Source organism: Microcoleus sp. LAD1_D3 (genome assembly GCF_036702135.1).
GTDB lineage: Bacteria > Cyanobacteriota > Cyanobacteriia > Cyanobacteriales > Microcoleaceae > Microcoleus.
In genome coordinates, this window is sequence record NZ_JAUBSB010000059.1 from 1 (window position 1) to 21,944 (window position 21,944).

Genomic DNA, 21,944 nt, shown 5'->3' on the forward strand with positions numbered 1-21,944 from the left:
TTTTTGGCTGGCATTTTTGTAAAAATTGACTAAACTTAATTTTTATTATACCCTATTTAAAGGTACAACAGCTTAGCGAATGCGCCCTATTCGGGATTGACCACTCGGCCAACCAGGGGATTTTCCCCGTGGTTTTGGTGCTTGAGCAGGAGTGCCAATCTTAACCAAAAGTGGGAAAAGGGATTGAGCCACCCGTCCAGGAGTCAAATTAGTCAGAGGTTTTTGCCAAGGCAAGTGATAGTCTCGAACTAAATCTTGAGCCAACCACAACTGCCAAGTTAACAGAGGCATCAAATCGCTCCAACGGTCACATTGTTCTGGGGTGCTGAGATGAGGTAGAGTCCAATGTAATGTTTGCTTGGCTAAACGATACCAATGCTCAATGGCAAAGCGGCGCAAATAGTCCATCCAGACTACTTCGAGAGAACAAGAATTCTCACCTTCACCTATCCATGCTAACCATAAAGGTTTAACCTGACGACAATTACTACCGAGAGCTTTTCGCTCTACCAAGATCAATGTCATCGGATGTTGATCACTAGAACGAAAGTGTAAGTTATCCCACCTTCTGATTTGTAATTGTCCTAGCTTTGGGTCATCTAATTCTACCATCTCCTCAGCAGCCCACCAAGTTTGGGGGTCATTGATCTGAAATTTCTTCCCGTGACTACGGGGGCGCCCTCGACCAGAATAAGCTGGTGGGGCAGAGTATAAACAGCGATTAGAACGCAGCCGGATTAACTTGTCGGCTTTGAGATGGGCAGTCTGCAAAACTAAACTGGCACAGCCATATTCCCGGTCAAATAATACTAATGGTCGTTGTGGCAACCCTGCTATCACTTGTTCTAACTGCCATGCCGCTTTACTGATGGGTGTATCCCAACTGGTGATTCGTTCGTGTCTTAAGGGTAAAGCCCAACTCCCTTGCGCTTCGGGTATCCAGGCAATTGTGGTGTAGCCCAAGCCGATTGCTATCGGTTTATTGCCATGAATTGCAGTGGCTTGATGTTCATAGGTACGCTCCCTCAAGGTTGGTGCATCTGGTCTCGCCCACGCTTGCGCGAGTCTACTGCTAAAATTGGTCTCTCTACTCCTGACATCTGCTGAAGATACAGTTTCATTAATTGCTCTCGGTCTGGCTGAGAGTCCTGTAAGGCTTCGGACACGCTTGACCATTGTCTTCGGAACAATGGGTTGAGTGCCATCTCTGTTAAACAATTGGCTCTTGGCGTGGTCATCACTGCATCCATCAGCTCAAACGTGGCATCTTTGGCTGGCCCTAGCATTTTATAGGCTTGTTGACGGAATTCTCTCAAGGCTTCACAATTCATCGTAGGCAGATTTGAGGTTTTTTGCTAATTCTCAATTTTCTGCCTTTAGGGAACCTGTGGCAATCACAGGCTCCCTTTTCTTTCCCTTGTTAGTCTAAACTCCAGTCATCTACTTCATGGTGATTTAACTGGTTATGTTTGGGGTCAATCAAAAATCAGAATTGAAGTCCCCATTACCAATGAAAAAGATAGACAAACTTATTTTGGCGCCCTCAATTATCAAAGCAAATAATTCCATATTCAGAGCCATCCCTCTGGTGATGGAAAATCAACAGTTAAATTTATAAAAACTTACAAAATAAATATAAAAATCGCAAGATTATCTTGATTTGGGATGGAGCTAGTTATCATAAGTATGGAGAATTTAGAGACTTTTTATTAGAACTAAATGGTGACAAAGAACCTGATAATTGGTCAATTACTTGTATTTTATTTGCTCCCAATGCTCCCCAACAGAATCCCGTTGAAGATATTTGGTTACAAGCTAAAAACTTTTTAAGAAAGTATTGGTATTTATGTAGGTCTTTTAAGATTGTCAAATTTTTATTTGAGTTTTTTACTAACGAACATAAATTTGATTTCCCCAAAATACGTCAATATAGCCTTTCTCAAACAGGTGAGGTACGAATTTTGACCTGGAAAGCTTGACAATACAGGGTTTCTGTATACCTCATTTATCTGAGAAACGCTATATACTTACACACAGAAAAGCATTTAGGATTGCTCTAGATATAGAAAATCATTTAGGATTGCTATATTGTACCTAATTGTTAAGCAAAGTGCTGTATTTATCTGTGGCTTTTTTGTAATTCCCTTTCATCCTCTCATCTATTAGACTTTCTAGATTGTATGGGTCTCCCTTTACACACCAATAAGATACTTTTTTGACTGAGCAACTGAGCAACCTAAAAAATCAGCGATTTTAGATTGCGTTTTGCCGTCATTGAGCAATAATAAAATCAGAATTCTTTCTCTAATGTTTCCCTTCTCTTCCTCTCTTAAGGCTTTTTGTAGTTTCTCTATTTGTTGGGGATTGAGATGGTTTTTGGCTGGCATTTTTGTATTAATTGACTAAACTAAATTTTTAGTATACCCTATTTAAAGGCACAACAGCTTACTGTTTCAACGCTTAGAAAGTACATTGAAAATCAGGATGCTCCCGAAGTATAATTGTCGGGCTCGCCAACCTCCGACCGACGCGCCTTTCATCAAGGGCGGTGATTTATTCGGGGTACTCCGCGCCAGCGCTCCGATACATCCCCCCTCTAAATACACGCCTGGGACGAACCGGCTGTTAGTTAAAAAATTCAATTAATCATTGATAATTGGTAATGGGAATTGGGAATTGTGTTTGTAGTGACGACTTTAATCCTCATAAAACGCGCTCGGACTTGCATTCCTCACTACCATCTATAATGCTGATTTTACCGGACACGCGCTGATTAACCGGACTCGATATCGACGGCAATCGCTCAACTGAGAAACATAAAAGTTTGTATTTTTCAAACTATTCAAATTCTTCTTGTGGGGCCTTGGTTCTAGTTCGCCTAAAATATGCAATTTCTAGGCCGATTAGGTGATGGGTTTGTGTTAATATTCTAAAATATCCAACAACCACGCGGTAATAATTAGGTGGACAAACTTCAGACAGATATAGAGGCAATTTACTCTCAAATTGAGGAATTGCGCCTGGAACGCCAGCAGCTTAGTATTGCCGATGTTGTCCCAGCAGGTGATTCGCCCCAAGCGATCGCCGATGCTTATCGGCGTCACGCGAGGGAAACAGCACAAGTGTCGGCAGAAGTCAAGGGGATTGATGATGCGATCGCGGCTCTGTCTGCTCAACTGAGTCAGAAACAGCAGCAGTCGGTAAAGTTGCAAAGAATCACTCCGATGGAGGAGCAAGTTGAAGAAGGAAGAGTGCTTGCTCACGGACACGCGGAACGGATTAATGAACTGGCGGCGGAACTGGCGGCGGAAGTGAAGGGACTCAAAGCGATCGCCGACCAAATTAGTCCCAGCTACTGGCAGGTTTATTACAAGCCTTTTATTACTGGTTTTAAGAGTATTACTGTTCCCTACGTGCGATCGGACGGGGATGTTTGGACTATTGTCAATCGAGTAGTTTAGAGAGGCTGCGGGAGCAGAAATAATCAGCGCTCAAGACAATTTTTTTCCTGTCCCTATTCCTCTACCTCAACCTCGCAGCAGTTGCTTAATAGTGCCGACCAGTTCCTGAGGGTGAAATGGCTTGGCGATGTAAGCGTCGGCTCCCTGTTTCATTCCCCAGTAGCGATCGAACTCTTCGCTTTTGCTCGAACACATTACCACCGGCAAATTTTGGGTTTTAGGGTCGCTTTTGAGCCGACGACAGACTTCGTAGCCGTTCATCCGGGGCATCACGATATCCAGAACGACTAAATCTGGGCGGTTAGCCTTGATTTGCTCTAGAGCTTCTACGCCATCACTCGCTACTGTGACGTTGAGTCCTCTACCTTTGAGCAAGTCGGCGATCATCTCCCGCAGAGTGACGCTATCATCAACAACCATAACTGTACTCATAGAATAATCCCTACCAAGTTTCTGGGTTGAAACGTTCACATTAACGTTTACACTAACGTTCACCTTCAAAGGTGTCTTTTCCTGATTGAGATTGCGCTCTGCTAAATGTAGTTTACCCACTTTTGCTGATTTCTCAATCATTTTCTGAGTAATTACCGCAAAATTTAAAGATCCGCGCAATCTCGGTTGACACACGAGGCTATGTCCGTTAGTCTATCATTTTCTTTCTCAAATGGTACTATTATCCAAAAATGAGGGTATAGCTTGGTTGTGCGTTTCCCGTTGAGGACGGCGGCGCTCGGCCGCCTGCATCAACATTTGTCTAATTAGGATTTTTCGTACCTAAAGCCGATAGTTTTTGGTCGTAGAGCGTGTCTAAAACGACCGGGCGCTGGCGGTAGCTGTGATCGGTGTTTTTGCAGCCATTAGCAACGACTCCCAAGACGGAAGCTCCAGAAATTTTTAATTCTTCTAAAACTTTGCGAACTTGCGATCGGTCTGTTTGCCCAATTTGGACGACCATAATCGTAGCGTCTGTGTGAGCTGCGATCAAGTGGGTGTCGGCCAAGCCTGCTAGTGGCGGGGTGTCATAAATTACTAAGTCAAAAAATGCTTGGAATTGCTCCATCAGATAATGCATTTTTTTGGAAGAAAGAAGCTTGATCGGATCGGGGGGAATTTGGCCTGCGGTGAGTACGAACAAATTTTCTTGGTTCGGGGCTCGTTGAATCGCGTCGTTGAGGCTGAGATCTGTGGAGATGGCATCGCCCAGGCCACGCACGTTTGGCAGTCCTAACTTAGCGTGCAGTTGCGGGCAGCGCAAATCTGCATCTACTAACAATACTCGCTGTCCGACTGCTGCTGCTGTTGCTGCCAGGTGCAAAGCTACTGTAGATTTGCCGTCTCCGGCTACGGCTGAGCCGATTAAGAGTGATCGAATTGCCGTGCCTGCACTCAGCAAGTGAATGTTCGTGTAGAGCGATCGAAATGCTTCTAAAAATTGATAGTCCAAGTCGCTCAAAATACTTGGTTCCCCGCTCATCGGACCAGTATGTCTAGCTTCGCCCGGTTCGACTACTTCCACTTTCGAGTTCGATCGAGCCGATGTTAGTTTCCTCTGTCTGGCTGGCGGTCTGCGCTTGACTTTCTTGGTAAACGGAATCACCCCGAGTATTGGCAATCTTGTGGCGATTCTCAGTGATTCTGGAGAGTGGAATACAGTATTTAGTACCTCTACCAGCAAGCCGACTGCTATGCCCAGGAGACTGCTTAAAATTACTGCCAGCGCCAACTGTTTTTTGGTTTGTTTGACGGTAGCTGTTATAGGGCTGCCGAATTTGTCTAGCGGAATTTCCGGAGGATTTATCAGCACCCAGGGTATTTGCTCCTGAGCCGCATCAATCCGCAAAGCTTCTCGTTTTGCCAGGAAGTCCGAAAAACTCTTAGTAACTACTTGCAGTTCCCGCTGTAAATTGTCGTATTGTCGGGTTGTAACTGAAAAGTTTCTAATTTTTTGGTTGAGAGCATTTTGCGAAGCGGTCATTTCGCGATCGCGCGCTTCAACTTCTTTGATTTGGGTCTCTAAATTTCCCATCACCACTTCTCTTGCTTGTTGAGTGGCGGTTAAAATCAGTTCTTCCCGACTTTTTCGCAACGATAAAACTGGCAAACTGTCTTCTCTGTATTGAGCTAATTTTAAGGACAATTCCGAGTCTATTCTCTGAATTTGACCTAAGAGTCCGCCGTAAGCTTGTCCTTGGGTCATCAGCAGCCCCTGGGGATTATTTTCGTTGAGTAGTTTTTCATAGCTTTGGTAGAGGTTTCGCATCCCTTTTAGCTGAACTCTAATTTCTACTTGCTTACCCCGAATGCTTTGAACTTGTTCAGACAGAGATTTTCCCTCTATCTGAGGTTCAAACAAGTTGCTCTGCTGCCGCAGTCTTTGGACTTGCAGTTGCAGAACTTCCACTCTTTCTCGGAGCTTGGGCATCTCCGTATCTATAAATTTAATACCTTGATTAATGCCCATCAGCCGTTGCTGCAAGCTGTAATCTAGATAAGCTTTAGAAATTTTGTCCAATACGCCGTAAATTTTTTTCCGGTCTGAATCTTTGTAGCGAACTTGTAAAATTTTTGTGCCTTGCTGTTTGCCATCTTTCGTGTAGCTGACGCGGCTGATCGACATTTTTGACATCAGTTCCGTATAGTTCATTTTGGGATACCAAGCCCGCAATTCCTCAATCACGGGCTGCATCATTTTGGGGCTACGCAAAATCCTAATTTGGGTTTCGTAGTCTACTAAGCTAATTCCTTCTATATTAATTCTGGCTAAGTCCGCAGCTTGGGTGTTGTTTAATTGTTTGGATTGCAAACCTTCAGCCGTGGCTGGCTCTACTAACAGGGAAAAGGAGCCTTCATACTCGATCGTTATGCTTTTAGAAGTGGCGATGATCGCTGTTCCTGCCAGGGCGCTCAAAGCAATGGTGGCTGCTGCCATGACCAGGAAGCGACGGCGCACGACGCCTAAGAGCCAGGACAAGTCTAGCTTTTCTTCTTCTCTGTCCTCTACGAAGTGATCTCTGTAGTTCTGAGCAGATAACTCCGGCAGTTTGCCATTCGATTTGGGTGTGAAGGGTTGGTAATCTTGTCTGCTATCCATATTCAGCCTGGGTATTTTTGAGGTTGATATTTTTGAGGTTGATATTTTTGAAGTGGCCAGGTCGCGGCGGGGTAATCTTATTGTTTCGTTTATTCTAGCCTTGGCCAGGAATTATCCACCTCACCCGCCACTTTATTACCTGAATAAAAATCGGAGAACGTTTATAAAATTTAACACTCCCGTAGCTGGCCCGACAGGTCCGATTACAGCGTTCATGCGATCGACAAAATTGACTAGACCCCTGCGAGATACGATAATCATGTCGTTGTTGCGAAGTTGAGGATTGGTTTCTTCGTTAATTCCTTGAGTTAAATTGACTTCGATCGTCCGTTTAGTAGCTGTACCGTCGTTATTGAGGCGGACTAGCTCAACTTTATCCCTTCTAGCTCTGGTATTCTCGTAGCCAAAAAATCCTCTGGAAACTAAAGCTTGATTCAGTGTGGCATTAGCTGGGAGCCTCAAGGGATCGAGGGATGTTCTGAGTTCTCCTACTACAAAAACGTTAATGCCGACGGGGGCAAAGTTAGTGTTCGCGAGCACACCAGCTTCTGCCGGGTTGACGATCGTAGCTTTGGGCACGATGATCGTGTCTCCCTCCTGGAGGATGGTATCTTGGGCGCCGTCGCCGGACTCTAGGAACTGCCACAGGTTGACTGGGATAATTTGTTCGCCTCTTCTGGTGACGCGCCGCACTTGGATTTGCCTGATGTCGGCATCGGAGGTGATGCCGCCAGCTAGCTGAATGGCCCGGATGACGGTGGGGAAACCTTCGCGGCTGAGGTCGTTTGTGGTGTTGCCGCCGATCACGACGTAAGCCCCGGGGCGGGTGACTTGACCAACGATGGAGATCGATCGAGGTTTTTCTGGGGGTGGCGAAAAGTTGGCCGTCGCAAATTGACGAGCTTCTGCTTGGTTGAAGTTGGCGACTGTGGGAATCACGATTGTGTCTCTGTCTTGCAAAATGATGTCTTGAGAGATGTCTCCTTCTTGCAAGAATTTCCACAGGTTGACGTTGAGCACTTGATCGGGGCCGTCTCGTTGGGGACGGCGGACGCGGATGTTGCGGATGTCGGCGACACCCGTGACGCCTTCTGCGAGTCTGATCGCTTGGGTGACGGTGGGGTACTGGACACTCGGCGTGGCTCCCGGGCCAGGAGTTAGGGTAATGGTGAAGTTTCCGGGCCTGGTGACTTCTCCGATGACGCCGACGTTGAGGGGGCGGGCGGCCACGAGGCTGACTGTGACTATGGGGTCTTTGAGGACGCGGCGGTAGGCGTTGCGGATAATGTTGGTGGCTTCTACTAAGGTGCGGCCGCGGATGGAGACCAAGCCGATCAGGGGCAGGTTGACTGAACCGTCGGAAAGGACTTCGTAGCCACGGCTGAGTTCGGGTACTTCGAGTATTTCTACTTGGATGCGATCGCCCCCGCCGAGTTTATAGCTTTCCGGCGATCTCGTAACGGGCGCAACATTCTGGGCTTGCTCTGCGCCTAGCGGGATGGGAAGTTGTGCCAGGGTGCTTCTGGCGTCAGCGATGACAGTGGAAGCAAACAAGACAACACCCACAACCGACGGGGCTATCTGTCTTGGAAAATGGGTGTTAACCATACACCACCTAATTTTATTGACTATGATTTATATAAGTGTAGCCTTTTTAGTGCTGGGCAAAAAGCTCATTATTTTAAGCGATCGCCGAAAAAACGATGCTGTACTTTTGCTTTATGCCTAATTTCTGTGTTAGCGTGGTTGCGGGTTGACGGCTATATTTTATATCTATATAATTTGATATTGTTGGTTATAAAGGAAAGCAATTATGACTGAACCAGTGTCTCTACCAAATATGCTGAAAGAGCTGATTTTAGGTAGTTCTTCATTGACTTTGATGCTAATTGCTATACTCGCGATGGCAACTATACTATTATTTCAATTTGCTAGCTATAAAAAAATAGGTTTGGCTTTAGAAAAAAGCTTTGCTGGTCTTTATATTTTTATCTCTCCTTTTCTGACCCAACCTCCTTTTAATTACTTGCATTTTGTTAACTTGAAAGATCCAGAAGGTGGTATATTAAAACTACTACCTTATTTTTTTTACCCCTGGGTAGTATTAATTTTAATTTCAAGAACTAAAGTTTTTATGAGCAATTTCATAGATATTTTTGCCAAAATATTGATAATGAATCCTTTCTTTTTACTTTATATATTACTTCCATTACTGTCTACATTATGGTCTATAGTTCCTGAAGAAACGCTAAGAGCAGGCCTAGCTTTTTCAGGATTTACTGCTTTCGGCTTTTACATTGCAGCGCAATATAAATGGGAGGATTTATCTCGTTTCTGGCGGTGGGGATACACGGCAATCGGTTTGGCAAGTTTTGTAATGAAACCCCCTGGAGCAGGCGATTTTGTTGGCTTAACCCAATCTAAAAATTCTTTGGGGGGAGTTTTAGCTCTCTGTACGGCATTTTGGTATTTGCATTATTCTCAAGGAGCTAAAACTCAGAAAGATCGCTGGATTGCTTTGGGAATGATGTTCTTTTCATTTTACCTAGTAAGGGCTAATAAATCGAGCGCGGCTCTAGTGATTACTATCATATTAATAATTGCAGTGTCGTCACTAAATTTTTTAAAAAAATTAAGTTTTCAGTGGGCCTTTACTGCGATTATATGTTTCCTGGTCGTCAGCATAATTATGACTGTTTTTGTAGTAGACAACCTAGAGGATATTATTGTAGGTGGGTTAGGCAAGGACTTGACTCTAACTGGGCGGACAGAATTCTGGCCGCAGTTAATGGCTGCGGTCAATCAGCGCCCCTGGTTTGGCTACGGATACGATGGATTTTTTCAACAAGATAAGTTAGGAGCGGGTACTCCTGCTTATTTTATTTATACTCCTAATGGATTTCAACCTAAAAATCCTCACAATGGCGGGATCGGTATCTTGTTAGCCTTCGGTTGGCCGGGATTAATCTTAATGATGACTTCCTTGCTGCTCAATTTAGCTTACGCAGTTCGGTATTTGAGTCGAAGCACCCTGGAAGAAGCGGGAATACCTATTTGTTTTCTAGTGTCAATTATTATAAGCAACATCACAGAAGGTTATATCCTAGATATAGGAAATCCTTGGCTGAGTTACGTAATGTTGACGGTTCGACTTGCGATAGATAATGCTAACAATAGTTCTAACAGTAGCACCAGTAACCCTCAAAGGCGTTCTTTAGCTCGCACTGTCCATTGAAGTAACCTTTATTAGGTGGATCGTGGGTCAAGTTGTGATATGTTGTTAGAGGACCAACCAGTCTAATTTTGCGAGATTGCCGACCCTGCCAGAACTGCCTTTGTGTTTTGTAAAAATTTAAAATATTCTGATGCTAGATAAGTTAACTGCGGTCACTCAAAGGCTCGGCCCTAGTCTGCGCCAGGTACTCAGCAACATAGCTTGGCTGTTCACTGACCAAATCTTGCAGATGGGTTTAGGCCTGTTTGTAGGCCTTTGGGTGGCTCGCTATCTTGGTCCGACACAATTTGGATTGCTCAACTACGCGATCGCCTTTGTGTCGCTGTTTAGTTCGGTGGCAGCGATGGGGTTGGGTACTCTGGTAGTGAGGAATATCGCTCGCGACCCAGAATGCAAAAATGAGACCCTGGGAACTGCCTTCGGATTGCAATTTACTGGTGGCTGCATCACTTTGTTGTTAAGTGTCACGGTAATTGCGCTACTCAAGCCCAACGACAGTCTGACTCGGTGGCTGGTAGGTATCATCGCTGCGGGAACGATCTTTAATGCTTTTGAAGCAATCAATTTTTGGTTTCAGTCCCAAATCCAGTCCAAATATACAGTGCTGGCAAAAAATTCGGTATGTTTTTTAGTTGCTGCTGTCAGAATTGGGTTAGTAACAATTAAAGCCCCCCTGCTTGCCTTCGCCTGGGTTAGATTGACAGAGGTCGCATTGGTAGGAATCGCTTATGTATATTTTTATAACCTTACGGGGAATAAAATTAAGGATTGGCACTTCAGTTGGGAAAGGTGTAAGGAACTGTTATCGGAAAGTTGGCCGATAATTTTGTCGGGATTGGCAGTTTATGCGTACTCAAAAACCGATCAGATAATGCTCGGTGCGATGAATCAAAATGCTGAACTTGGCTATTATGCTGCAGCTGTTAAAATTTCGGAAATCTGCGATTTCTTGCCAATGATCATATCCAGCTCTATTTTTCCCAAATTAGCGAATTTGAGAAAGACCAATTATGAAGAATATCTAAATAAATTTCAAATTTACTCGGATATTATGATATTTTTATGGTTGGGAGTTGCGATACCAATATCATTACTTTCTCCCTGGATAGTGCATGTGCTTTACGGTGAAAACTATGCGAAGTCAGCAGCGGTACTGGCAATCTATGTTTGGGCGCAATTTGGCAGTAACTTTGGAGTAGCACGGAGTACATATTTGAACATAGAAGGTCAGTTGCGCTACAATCTTTACTTGACTGTAGTCGGATCTATTTTCAATGTGGGGTTGAACTTTTTCATGATTCCTAAGTATGGAGCTTTTGGAGCAACGGCAGCTACTCTGATAACTTATTTTTACGTGATTATATTACTCAATTTCTTGATTAAGGAATTGCGCCCATTCGGAAATTTCATAGGGCGCTCCCTTAACTTATACAAGGCAGCTTGTAGAATCAGAGGATTAGTAAAGTGATTCAAATTAAACCTAAAATCGAACAGCGCTCGAATTGCCCCTATTGCGACACGGAACTCAAGGCAAAAAAAATTTTGTGGCAAGGGATACATATTGTTCTGGACTGTAAGTGCCCGGGATGTGGCAGCGAAATAATCGACGAGTTGAGAGTAGGTCATGGAGTCACAAACTCCGTCCAAGTTGATACAATCAAAGGTGAAGTTTTTGCAAAAGTTGCTAATATCAAAGAATGGCTAGGCCAACCATTACTCTATTCACTCCAAAATCCTCAACCCGAAAAACTTGAGATTGGCAAAGAAATTTTTAAACCCTGCAAGCGGGTAATTATTTTAAACTGTCTCGATCATCTTTATGGTCATTCCTTGCTGAAGTTGCTAAATGCACAAAGGCACTTACAATGCAACTCGGACTGCGGGTTAGTTGTGATAGTTCCTAAGTTGCTAAGGTGGATGGTTCCTGATGAAGTTGCAGAAGTCTGGACAGTACCTATTTCTTTAAAAAATGGTCAAACTTACTATCCCAGCTTCGCCGAGTTTGTTGAGGAAGAAACTAAACGCTTTGATGAAATTTATGTCAGCCAAGCCCATTCTCATCCTAGCCAGTTTGACATCACGCGGTTTACTAGAGTTCCCAAACACAAATTTGAGGAGCCAGAAACAAGAATTACTTTTATTTGGCGGGAAGATCGTTTATTAGTTAACGGTTTGCTGTTCCGAATTATGAAAAAGCTAAATCAACGAGAAAGGGCATTGCCATTGCAAAATTTAAAAATTCAGCAGTTATTTCAGAAAATCCGGTTGCAAGTACCAGAAGCAAAATTTGCAGTAGCTGGTTTGGGGACAAAAACTAAGTTTCCGGAATGGATTGAAGATTACAGAGTGGAGAGTTTTAATGAAAAAGTTGAAAAGGAAATATGCCGTGTTTATTCACAAAGCCGCTTAGTAATTGGTCTTCACGGCTCTAATATGTTGCTACCTTCGGCTCATGCTGGTATGACAATTGATTTGATAGATGAGCGTTGGGGGAACTTTGCCCAAGATATTTTATACCAAGAACGTGATCCGAGAATGGCTAGTTTTCGCTATAGATTTTTGCCCTATCAGACTAGCAATGATACACTAGCATACATAGCGGCTGTGATGCTCCAGAAGTGGTTTAATTTTAAATCGCAGATGACTGCTGAGCTTGTTAATTCAGATGTTGAAGACTACTAGAAAAAGTAGAGTCGCAGAAATGTTCAATTACCAAATCCAAACACCCGTCGCTTTTATCATTTTCAAACGTCCAGATACAACGGCTCAAGTATTTGAGGCAATTCGTCAGGCCAAACCTCCCAAATTGCTAGTAATTGCTGACGGCCCACGTCCAGATAGGCCTGGAGAAGATCAAGAATGTGCTGCCGCTAGAGCTATTATTGACCAAGTAGATTGGGACTGCGAAGTTTTGAAGAATTACGCAGATGTAAATCTCGGTTGTCGCCTGCGGGTTTCTAGCGGTATGAATTGGGTGTTTGATCAAGTTGAAGAGGCAATTATTCTTGAGGATGACTGTCTCCCTCATCCTACTTTTTTCCGCTTCGCTGAAGAATTGCTGGAGCGTTACCGAGACGACCAGCGAATTCTGTCAATTTCTGGTCAAAATGTTCAGTTTGGGCGAAAAAGAACTGATTATAGTTACTACTTTTCTCGCTATAATCACTGCTGGAGCTGGGCGAGTTGGAGGCGAGCTTGGCAGCACTATGATTTAGATATGAATCTGTGGCCAGAAATTCGCGATGGTAATTTTTTGGTAGATGTACTGGGAGACTCTCATGCTGCCAAAGTTTGGACAAATACTTTTCAGCTTTGTTATGAAAAAAAATTACAGAGTTGGGCTTTTCAGTGGACATTTGCTAGCTTTATTCAAAATGGTATGAATATTCTTGCGAATGTTAATTTAGCTTCTAATATCGGACATGGTATAGGAGGAACTAACACCAAGGATGTTAACAGTCCTTACAGTAATATGCCTGTAGAAGCTATGACATTTCCCATGAAACACCCAACCTTTGCAATTCGGGATACGCAAGCAGATAATTTTACCGAAAACACTCTATATGATTACAATCCGCCGTTATTAAGGAAGGTGCAAAAAAAAGTCAATAAACTTTTGAAACAAAACAGGTAAATTCAGCTATAAATCTAGAGGATAGGCAGGGGAGATGAATGTAGTACCTCTCAACAGTTCTAATACTGAAGGGGCCTGCTCGCGCCTCTTATCCACTGGACCAAGGTTTGCAGGTGACTCGATACCTATCCATTTGTAAAGCATTAGTTCCCATATAAATTTGAGTTCAAATTTTAATAGGAATATAATCCCTATTTTGTGAAGCCCGTCTAGAATCTAGTCAACAAATTATTGAAGGTTAAGGTTTTATATGTTAAGAGTTATCTACGATCATCAAGTTTTTAGCTGGCAGAAATATGGTGGTATTTCCCGATATATATATGAGGTGGCAACTCACCTCGCTCAATCTGAAAATATAGAGGTTAAAATTTTAGCGATAGCTTATGTCAACGAGTATTTAAAAAGCTATAAATCCGACAATAAATCAAACTTAATTGTCGGCTTTCCTATTCCTGACACCAATAAAAAAAGAATCAACGAATTAGTTGGCAAATTTAACCAGGGAGTTTCCGCAATTTGGCTCAAAAAATATCCTCACAATATTCTGCACCAAACTTATTACAGCTCAGGAAAACGCATTAGCGATCCGCAAGTGAAAGTGGTAATTACAGTCCACGACATGATCCACGAAAAGTTTAGTCAGTTTTTTAAGAGCAAAAATATCTTTAATGCCCAAGATAAAACATCTTTGATAAAAAAAGAAGCTGTGCAGCAAGCCGATGGGATTATTTGTGTTTCGGAAAATACCAAAAAAGATTTAATAGAAATCTTAAATGTAGAACCGAGCAAAATATCTGTAGTCTATCACGGTTACTCCTTAAACACCTATTCTAGCGATACCGTTGCTCCCAACCTACCTCATCCCTATATTTTGTACGTAGGAGAAAGAGGGGGTTACAAAAACTTTAACACTCTCTTGCAAGCTTATGCCCATGCCAGCCAATTGCGGAATAACTTTCATCTCGTCTGCTTTGGCGGCGGTGTCTTTGATCCTCAAGAGCTCAATCAAATTAGTATCCTTGGACTCCCAGAAGGTAAAGTTATTCAAGTTTCAGGAGATGACAATTTTTTGGCTAATTTATATCAAAATGCTGCGCTTTTTGTTTACCCTTCGCTTTACGAAGGGTTTGGGATGCCGCTGTTAGAAGCAATGGCACTTAAGTGCCCCGTTGCTTGCAGTAATACTAGCTCCATACCTGAAGTGGTCGGAGAAGCCGCCGAATTATTTGACCCCAATGAACCTGACAATATTGCTGAAGCTTTGCAGAAAATTTTGTTCTCGACAGAAAAAGCTGAAAAGTTAGTCCAACTCAGTACAGAAAGAATCAAGCTTTTTTCTTGGGAGACTTGTGCAGAAAAAACCAAAAAAGTCTACTTATCTCTGTTATAATTTTTGTGAACTAATGTAGATGAGGAAAACAGATGTCTCGTTTTCATTTAGCAGTTTTTAATTGCGAACGAATTTCCCTGTTTTTAGACAACTTTGATAAAATCAGGAACTTCGATCCAGAGCAAGATAAAATTTATATCTTAGACTGCTCTTCTAATCATAAACAAGAGCAAGAGAAAGTGGCTAAGTTCGTGCAAGAAAAAGGCTGGGAGTTCAACAAGCAAGTTCATTTTATAATTAGAAGAAATTGGGGGGTGGACCAAGGCGCTAGAATAGACTATTTAAGTTTATTAAGAGACAATTACTTTGATTCCTCGCCTAAATATATCTGGCAGTTTCAGGAACATTATCTCGATTTGACATCTCCTGCTAGCAGATATCCCGTAGAATTCCCCAAAATAGGAGGTCAAATTAAAGCCGATATAATTCCCGACAACCTGATCATAGATTTAGATGAATGCGAAAAAATCTATGAGGAAGATCCGACAGTTACCATGATTTATGCAGCTCGCTTAAAGATGACATTGTTTTCCCACACAGATGGCAGAGAGTGGTTTTACGTGGGTGGAGCCAACTATTTTATCCGAGCATCCTACGCGCTGCAAATCAACGAGAAAAATCTTTTGGATAGCTACAAAATGATTTATGTGGGCAAGCCAAATTGGGCTTTATTTGTGGAAATGGATCAAGGCTATCAGTTAACACGAAAAGGCGTGAAATGGTACGACTTAGTAAGTGGCTACAGTTTTGACCTGCCGGAGACATTAAGAAATTTGGAAACAGCCAACAATGTCGTTCTGCAGAAAGACAAAGCAAACACTCACGAAGATTATTACAGTCCCTTGTATGACCAATATCAACAACGTTGCTTGAAAGCTTTAAATACTCACCCCCTGTTCAGGGAAGTTTTAATCGGAAAGGCTCTTTTTGTAGATAGCATTAAGATCATATTAAGGAAGATTAAACGCAGCTTACTCCCGCAGAAATCAAAAAACTTAACAGTTCTTCAAGATGGTAAAATCAAAATTTTTTGACAATTATCGCAGTCTAAACCTATTTAGAAATTATGAACGGTACTAGAATTGCAGTCCTTCTAACTTGCTTTAACCGGAAACAAAAGACATTGGCTTGTTTAGAGGCTTTGTTCAACCAGACTCTCCCCGCCGATACTAGCCTTACCACCTATTTAGTAGATGATGCCAGCACCGACGGCATCGGAAGCTTTGGCTTGCGGCACGCCTGTGGTGGCTTTTGATGTGACGGGATTAAAAGATATTGTCGATCGCCAGCACAATGGCTATTTAGCTCAACCCTATGACAGTGAGGATTTAGCGCGAGGTATTGCATGGGTGCTAGAAAACCCGGAGCGACATCAAAAACTCTGCATTCACGCCCGTCAGAAAGCGGAAAAAGAATTCACCTTGGAGATACAAGCAAATCGCTATTTGTCTGTTTTTAACGAGGTTCTGTCAACTCCCAAGTCAAGATAAAAATCTGATTTTATTTGGTAAATTTTACCTTGCATATCGCTATAAGCCGCACAATTGGGAACAATGAACCGTACTAAAATCGCCGCGCTTTTAACTTGCTTCAACCGTAAAGAGAAAACCTTAGCTTGCTTAGATGCTCTTTTTAAGCAGGCACTTCCAGCAGATGTTGATATTTTAGCCTATTTAGTCGATGATGCCAGCACGGACGGAACCAGCGAGGCAGTTCGTCAAATCTATCCTCAAGTCAAGATTTTTTCCGGCGATGGGAACTTATTTTGGAACGGGGGAATGCGTGGGTCTTTCACCGAAGCAATGAAAGATGATCCAGACTACTACTTCTGGTTAAATGATGACACTCTTATTTATCCAGAAACCGTAAGTGTATTGCTAGAAACCACTCAAAAATTATCAGAAAAAGGAGAAACAAAAGTAATCATTGGCGGTTCAACCTGCGACCCCGAAACGGGTCAAACAACATACGGGGGTGTGGTGCGAAATAACCCTTTGCACCCATTCCGATATGGTATTCTAGAACCAACAAAAGAGCCTCAGATGTGCGATACTATGCACGGCAACTGCGTATTAATTCCCCGCAGTGTTGTGCAAATGGTCGGCAACCTTGATCCGGCTTTTGTCCATTATATTGGCGATTGGGATTATGGTTTACGAGCCAGACAGAAAGGATGTACAGTTTGGATTGCTCCTGGCTATTTAGGCACTTGTTCTCTCAACCCCCAGGTGACCAAAACGGCTGCTGATAATTTAAGTGAAGGATTGGATAAAATGAGCAAACCGAAAGGTTTATCATTCAAAGATACTACCCTGCAACCGGCTCAAGAGTGGAAAGTATTTACTCAGCGGCATGGTGGCTGGTTGTGGCCAATTTATTGGCTGCTACCTTATCGCCGGTTAGTTTGGCTTTCAGTGTTGAGTAAACTGGGATTGACTAAAAACAAAACTCAAGGTGAATAGGATGGTTGATAGAAATGAACTCCGCATTGCTTGGCTTGTCCCGGAAGTGGAACTGGGAGCTTACTGGCAGCCTGTTTTGAGGGAATTTACGAAAATTTTTAAGAATACTGTATTTTATACTGGTCGTGTTTGGTCTGGGTTCGATCCTACGCTGCCGGGAGCATCGGCAATTCAGTTGGTAGGGGAGACTAAATTTGTCGAGACGGAAAAGATAGAAACAGGATACGATCGCGGATTCATTGTAGTATCGCCTAGTATTATCGGCTATTTGCTAAAATTTAGACCTCATGTGGTCTTTCCCCAAGCTTTCTCTTTGTGGACTGTAATTGTTGCGTTCTTAAAACCGCTACTGAGGTGGAAAATTGCCATTATTTACGATGGTAGTTCCCCAAATACAGACTTTCGAGATTCCAGTTTTAGGACATTTGTGCGCCGCATCCTTGTGCGGTTTGCCGATGCTTTTGTTGCCAATAGCAATGCGGGGAAAAAATATCTGATAGAAGTTCTCAATGTACCGGAGGATAAAATTTTTACCCGAACCTATCTCGTACCTGATGCGGGAGCTTTGCTGAAACGATTGGATCAGACTCAGCCCCCCAACTTACAGTTAAAACGCCCGATTTTTCTGTATGTAGGGCGCATCACCGCGAGAAAGGGAATTAAAACGCTTTTAGAAGCTTGTGCTATTCTTAAAAATCAAGGTTATGTGGATTATTCGCTGTTGATTATTGGCAAAGGAGATCAACGCGAAGAACTGGAAGCATTTATTAAAGAGTGCGATTTTGAAGAGCAAGTAACGTGGGCGGGATGGGTAGAATATGGAAATTTAGGTGCTTATTTTCAGCAAGCTGATATTTTTGTGTTTCCTACTTTTGAGGATGTCTGGGGTATGGTTGTACCGGAAGCGATGGTGTTCGGGAAACCAGTGTTGTGTTCAAATGGTGCAGCTTCCTGTGAGTTAATTATGTCAGGTGAGAACGGTTATATTTTCGATCCGAGCAGTGCTAAAGAGTTAGCGGATAAAATGCAAATTTTTCTAGATAATCCTGATTTGATTGAGTCGATGGGAGAGCGTTCACGACAGATAATTTCTCAAAAAACGCCCGAAACAGCAGCTAAAGCTTACGTCGAAGTTACATCTTTTTTGACGGAGAATAGGTGAAGCAAGTTCGGCAACGGATTTTTTAAATGATTTAACGGAGGGATGGAAGAGGGTAGAGGGAAAAATTAGCAATTACCACTTAGCAATTACTACTTAGCCATGAAAGTTTTATTATCTGCGTTTGCTTGCGAACCGAATCTGGGTTCCGAAGAGGGAGTAGGATGGAATACTGTTATCCAATCTGCTAAACATCACGAAAGTTGGGTATTTACTCGCACGTTTTGTCGATCGTACATTGAAGCAGAACTAGAGCGGAACCCAGTGCCAAATCTGCACTTTGTTTATTTTGATCCGTTTGGGTGGAGCGAAGATTGGAAGGGGAAACAAGGATTGCTGCAACTTCACTACTATTTGTGGCAAATCTGGGCTTATTTTATCGCTCGTAAGCTCGATCGCGAAATTGGTTTTGACGTAGTACATCACGTAACTTATGTCAAACATTGGTCTCCCAGTTTCCTGGCGCTGTTGCCGCATCCTTTTATTTGGGGACCGGTGGGGGGGGCAGAAGCAGCACCAAAGCCTTTTTGGCAAGATTTTAGTCGCCGGGGCAAAATTTACGAAACGCTCCGAGCATTGGCTCAAAGCGTAGGAGAACGCGATCCGTTTGTGGGCCTGACGGCGCGCCGCAGTGCCGTGGCCTTAGCAACTACGGAAGAAACCGCTGCCAGACTGCGATTTCTCAAAGCAAAAAATGTGAAGATTTTCTCGCAAGTCGGTTTATCGCAGCAGGAAATTCAAGAACTAGAGAAATTTCCTACCCCGCCGGAGCAACCAATTAGATTCATCAGTGTCGGTCGTCTCTTACACTGGAAAGGGGTGCACTTAGGACTCCGTGCATTTGCGGAGGCGAAGCTGGAACAATCGGAATACTGGATTGTCGGAGACGGCCCGGAAAGGCAGCGTTTGGAAGCTTTGGCCACAGAATTGGGACTGGCACATAAAGTATTTTTTTGGGGAACTTTATCTCGCACTGAAACTCTTTCTAAAATGGGGGAGTCTCACGTTCTCCTCCATCCGAGTTTGCATGACTCTGGCGGTTTTGTGTGCACGGAAATGATGGGCGTTGGCCGTCCGACGATTTGCTTGGATTTGGGGGGGCCGGCTACTCAAGTGACGGAGCAAACGGGGATTAAAGTGGCTGCTACGGACCCCGATCGCACTGTGCAAGGTCTAGCAGAAGCTATAGTGTGTTTAGCCCAAGATCGTGAATTGCGAGATCGCTTGGGTCGATCGGGTCAAACGCGCGTCAGGGAAATCTATGATTGGGATGTTAAAGGTCTATTCTTTGCCCAATTGTGCGAAGATGTATTCGATGGAAAATCAGGATAACTTCTGATTTGTGCGATCGGGCAAAACAAAGAAAACTATATTTTTTCAGGCGGTGAAACGTGGGCGTTGCAATCATTACTGGCTCGGCGGGTTTAATTGGCTCTGAGGCCTGTCAGTTCTTTGCCAAACAAGGCTTAGATATAGTTGGCATCGACAATAATATGCGCCAGTTCTTTTTTGGTGCTGATGGTTCTACAAACTGGAACCGGCAACTGCTCGAAAAGTCCTTGGGTACCAAGTATTATCACTTAGATGTGGACATTCGGGACTATGAAGCGATTACCAATATCTTTCAGCGGTACGGCGAGTCGATCGAATTAGTCATTCACACAGCAGCCCAGCCCAGCCATGATTGGGCTTCCCGTGCTCCGAAAATAGACTTTACCGTCAATGCCAACGGCACTCTCAATCTTCTAGAAGTAACTCGCCTGTACTGTCCCAAAGCTGTTTTTATTTTCACTTCTACAAACAAAGTATACGGCGATACGCCTAACAGTTTGCCTTTAATTGAATTAGAACACAGGTGGGAAATTGAACCCGGACATACTTACGAAGGTGGCATTCGGGAAGATATGTCAATCGATCAGTGCCTGCACAGTTTGTTTGGTGCTTCTAAGGTAGCTGCTGACGTTTTAGTACAAGAATACGGTCGATATTTTAATATGAACACCGCTTGTTTTCGCGGCGGCTGTTTGACGGGTCCAAATCACTCAGGAGCTCAATTGCACGGCTTCCTCGCCTACTTGATGAAGTGTGCTGTCACGGGAACTCCTTACACCGTGTTTGGCTACAAAGGTAAACAAGTTCGTGATAACATTCATAGCGCAGATTTAATTTCGGCATTTTATGAATTTTATAAAGCTCCCCGAAGCGCCCAAGTTTATAATACAGGAGGAGGCAGGTACAGCAATTGTTCGATGTTAGAAGCTATCCAGATGTGCGAGGCAATTGCGGAACGCAAGTTTAATTGGACTTATGCTGAAGGAAATCGCATTGGCGATCACATTTGGTGGATTAGCGACAATTCCAAATTTTCCAGTCACTATCCTAACTGGAAAATGAAATATAACGTCAAACAAATCCTACAGGAGATTTATGAATGTAACCGCGAGCGTTGGCTGAAAGAGGATTCCCATGATTGAGGGGGGCAAAAAGAAGGTGCTGGGAATTTCGGTAAACGATTGAAGAATACAAAGTTAAACAAATCTTAGGGGAGATTTATGAGTGTAACTGCGAGCGTTGACTTAGAGAGGTGCTCCATGATTGATAAAGGGAAAAAGAATGTACTGGGCATATTAGTAAATGCCGTTAATTATGAAGCGGCTGTTAGCAAAATTATTGCAGCAGCCAGCGCCAGAAAACCAATGTCAGTTTCTGCTCTAGCCGTTCACGGGGTAATGACTGGGGTTCTCGACAGCACTCATCGTTATCGGATTAATCACATTGACTTAGTATTGCCAGACGGACAGCCGGTCAGGTGGGCGTTAAATTGGCTATACCATACGGGATTGCCCGATCGAGTTTGCGGGCCGAATGCGATGTTACAAATCTGCGAACGTGCGGCAGAAGAAGGATTACCTATCTATTTGTACGGCTCTCAAGCTTCTGTACTGGAAGCTTTATCTCGCAATCTCCGCCAGCGTTTTCCCAAGTTAATTATTGCTGGAACTCAGCCTTCTAAATTTAGGCAAGTTTCGCCCCAAGAGAAACAAGAAATTGCACAGCAAATTCGCAACAGCGGTGCAGCAATTACTTTTGTCGGTTTGGGGTGTCCGCGACAAGAAGTCTGGGCTTACGAATACCGGGACGACTTATCAATGCCGTTGATTGCTGTAGGTGCTGCTTACGATTTTCATGCGGGTAATTTGGCTAAATCTCCTGACTTTTTATCTAAAATAGGTTTGGAATGGCTGTTTCGGATGATTAAGGAACCTCGGCGCCTTTGGCAGCGGTATGTTTTTTTGAATCCGCTTTATATCTGGCTGTTTTTGCTACAAGCTTTGAAAATTAAACACTTCGACCCCACAGACGCCACGCCGCCTGTAGAAGAAGTATTATATGGTTGAAATTTAAAAGTTTCTTGTGAATTATGAGTGTTCACAAGAAAAAATAAAAAAAGCAAACACATCGTAACTAATCGTTTTGAGGTGCAACTGCGATCGCATATTCAAGAAAATTTA

At 43.3% G+C, this 21,944-nt stretch carries 18 protein-coding genes and 2 pseudogenes; 14 read left to right on the plus strand and 6 right to left on the minus strand.

Annotation, left to right across the window (positions count from 1 at the left end; genetic code table 11):
• Positions 1-72: 72 nt before the first annotated feature.
• Positions 73-1,029 carry a transposase gene (locus tag QUA74_RS24170; protein ID WP_333334202.1) on the minus strand — a complete coding sequence of 319 codons (957 nt, stop codon included), beginning with the start codon at positions 1,027-1,029 and terminating at the stop codon, positions 73-75.
• Complete coding sequence (locus QUA74_RS24175; protein ID WP_333334204.1) at positions 1,026-1,331, minus strand: hypothetical protein; 306 nt, start codon at positions 1,329-1,331, stop codon at positions 1,026-1,028. The genes QUA74_RS24170 and QUA74_RS24175 overlap by 4 nt, the downstream gene beginning before the upstream one ends.
• Before the next feature lie 324 nt (positions 1,332-1,655).
• Between QUA74_RS24175 and QUA74_RS24180 the strand changes: the two genes are divergently transcribed.
• The gene (locus QUA74_RS24180) at positions 1,656-1,979 is read left to right on the plus strand and encodes a hypothetical protein (RefSeq protein ID WP_333334205.1); all 324 of its coding nucleotides are present in this window, start codon (positions 1,656-1,658) and stop codon (positions 1,977-1,979) included.
• Between the two features lie 124 nt (positions 1,980-2,103).
• On the opposite strand, the pseudogene QUA74_RS24185 reads toward QUA74_RS24180, so the two are convergent.
• A pseudogene (locus QUA74_RS24185) lies at positions 2,104-2,387 on the minus strand (IS630 family transposase); the annotation flags it as partial.
• A 576-nt stretch (positions 2,388-2,963) separates the two neighbouring features.
• Between QUA74_RS24185 and QUA74_RS24190 the strand changes: the two are divergent.
• Positions 2,964-3,461, plus strand: coding sequence for a hypothetical protein (locus QUA74_RS24190; protein ID WP_333334207.1), 498 nt, complete (start codon positions 2,964-2,966; stop codon positions 3,459-3,461).
• Positions 3,462-3,527: 66 nt separating this feature from the next.
• Here the strand turns inward: QUA74_RS24190 and QUA74_RS24195 are convergent, their stop codons facing one another.
• The 3 genes from QUA74_RS24195 to QUA74_RS24205 all read right to left on the minus strand — a co-directional run bounded on the left by QUA74_RS24195 (position 3,528) and on the right by QUA74_RS24205 (position 8,160).
• Positions 3,528-3,893 (minus strand): response regulator transcription factor, encoded by a 366-nt coding sequence (locus tag QUA74_RS24195; protein ID WP_039886668.1) that lies wholly within the window; start codon positions 3,891-3,893, stop codon positions 3,528-3,530.
• Positions 3,894-4,215: 322 nt separating this feature from the next.
• Positions 4,216-6,552: a polysaccharide biosynthesis tyrosine autokinase gene (locus tag QUA74_RS24200; RefSeq protein ID WP_333334208.1), complete on the minus strand. Its 2,337-nt coding sequence runs from the start codon at positions 6,550-6,552 to the stop codon at positions 4,216-4,218.
• 135 nt (positions 6,553-6,687) lie between these two features.
• A complete protein-coding gene (locus QUA74_RS24205; RefSeq protein WP_333334209.1) occupies positions 6,688-8,160 on the minus strand; it encodes a polysaccharide biosynthesis/export family protein in 1,473 nt (490 codons plus the stop codon).
• A gap of 205 nt (positions 8,161-8,365) precedes the next feature.
• On the opposite strand from QUA74_RS24205, the gene QUA74_RS24210 reads away from it, so the two are divergent.
• The 12 genes and pseudogenes from QUA74_RS24210 (at position 8,366) to QUA74_RS24265 (ending at position 21,830) form a co-directional block, all read left to right on the plus strand.
• Positions 8,366-9,787: an O-antigen ligase family protein gene (locus tag QUA74_RS24210; protein ID WP_333334211.1), complete on the plus strand. Its 1,422-nt coding sequence runs from the start codon at positions 8,366-8,368 to the stop codon at positions 9,785-9,787.
• A 130-nt stretch (positions 9,788-9,917) separates the two neighbouring features.
• Entirely contained in the window at positions 9,918-11,255 is a 1,338-nt protein-coding gene (locus QUA74_RS24215) for a flippase (RefSeq protein ID WP_333334213.1), read from the plus strand.
• The gene (locus QUA74_RS24220) at positions 11,252-12,469 is read left to right on the plus strand and encodes a hypothetical protein (protein ID WP_333334215.1); all 1,218 of its coding nucleotides are present in this window, start codon (positions 11,252-11,254) and stop codon (positions 12,467-12,469) included. Before QUA74_RS24215 ends, QUA74_RS24220 begins: the two co-directional genes overlap by 4 nt.
• 19 nt (positions 12,470-12,488) lie before the next feature.
• A complete protein-coding gene (locus QUA74_RS24225) occupies positions 12,489-13,421 on the plus strand; it encodes a glycosyltransferase family 2 protein (protein WP_333334217.1) in 933 nt (310 codons plus the stop codon).
• Between the two features lie 250 nt (positions 13,422-13,671).
• Positions 13,672-14,811 (plus strand): glycosyltransferase family 1 protein, encoded by a 1,140-nt coding sequence (locus QUA74_RS24230; protein ID WP_333334219.1) that lies wholly within the window; start codon positions 13,672-13,674, stop codon positions 14,809-14,811.
• 32 nt (positions 14,812-14,843) lie between these two features.
• Entirely contained in the window at positions 14,844-15,845 is a 1,002-nt protein-coding gene (locus QUA74_RS24235; protein WP_333334221.1) for a hypothetical protein, read from the plus strand.
• Between the two features lie 174 nt (positions 15,846-16,019).
• Positions 16,020-16,301: pseudogene (locus QUA74_RS24240) on the plus strand (glycosyltransferase); the annotation flags it as partial.
• Positions 16,302-16,364: 63 nt separating this feature from the next.
• A complete protein-coding gene (locus QUA74_RS24245; RefSeq protein ID WP_333334223.1) occupies positions 16,365-17,273 on the plus strand; it encodes a glycosyltransferase family 2 protein in 909 nt (302 codons plus the stop codon).
• A gap of 1 nt (position 17,274) precedes the next feature.
• Complete coding sequence (locus QUA74_RS24250) at positions 17,275-18,435, plus strand: glycosyltransferase family 4 protein (protein ID WP_333334225.1); 1,161 nt, start codon at positions 17,275-17,277, stop codon at positions 18,433-18,435.
• 99 nt (positions 18,436-18,534) lie between these two features.
• A complete protein-coding gene (locus tag QUA74_RS24255; protein ID WP_333334227.1) occupies positions 18,535-19,764 on the plus strand; it encodes a glycosyltransferase in 1,230 nt (409 codons plus the stop codon).
• Between the two features lie 59 nt (positions 19,765-19,823).
• Positions 19,824-20,906, plus strand: a complete 1,083-nt coding sequence (locus QUA74_RS24260; protein WP_333334229.1) for an NAD-dependent epimerase/dehydratase family protein — start codon at positions 19,824-19,826, stop codon at positions 20,904-20,906.
• Positions 20,907-21,023: 117 nt separating this feature from the next.
• The gene (locus QUA74_RS24265) at positions 21,024-21,830 is read left to right on the plus strand and encodes a WecB/TagA/CpsF family glycosyltransferase (RefSeq protein WP_333334231.1); all 807 of its coding nucleotides are present in this window, start codon (positions 21,024-21,026) and stop codon (positions 21,828-21,830) included.
• Positions 21,831-21,944: the final 114 nt, after the last annotated feature.